At 63.4% G+C, this 393-nt stretch carries 1 protein-coding gene; it reads left to right on the top strand.

Annotation, left to right across the window (positions count from 1 at the left end):
* Positions 1–321 (top strand): zinc finger domain-containing protein (locus DY467_RS26000; protein ID WP_283811832.1); only part of this gene is annotated, 321 nt, incomplete at its 5' end.
* Positions 322–393: the final 72 nt, after the last annotated feature.

The following is a 393-nucleotide window of genomic DNA, read 5'->3' as shown; positions in this document are numbered from 1 at the left end:
ATCTATGTCTGCGAGGCGCTGTTTCGCTCGCATCTGTCGCCGAAGCGCAAAGCCTCGACCCTGGCCAATCGCAAGGAGGAGCCGACCGACCGCGCGGTGCGGCTGACCGAGGCGATCCGCGAGGTGCTTGGCGAAGCGATCAAGGCCGGCGGCTCGTCACTGCGCGACCATCGCCAGACCAGCGGCGAACTCGGTTACTTCCAGCATTCGTTCAAAGTCTACGACCGCGAAGGCGAGCCGTGCCCGACCTGCGGCGGCACGGTGCAGCGCTTCGTGCAGAACGGCCGGTCGACGTTCTGGTGCCCGAACTGTCAGAAGTAGGCGCCCCCAGCGGAACAAGCACAAACCAGCAAAACAATCTCGTCAGATCAAGGCGTTGGCAGAGATCAAACC

The sequence above is a fragment of the Rhodopseudomonas sp. BR0G17 genome (assembly GCF_010907025.1).
Lineage (GTDB): Bacteria > Pseudomonadota > Alphaproteobacteria > Rhizobiales > Xanthobacteraceae > Rhodopseudomonas > Rhodopseudomonas palustris_H.
This window is presented reverse-complemented; position numbering and strand designations above follow the sequence as displayed.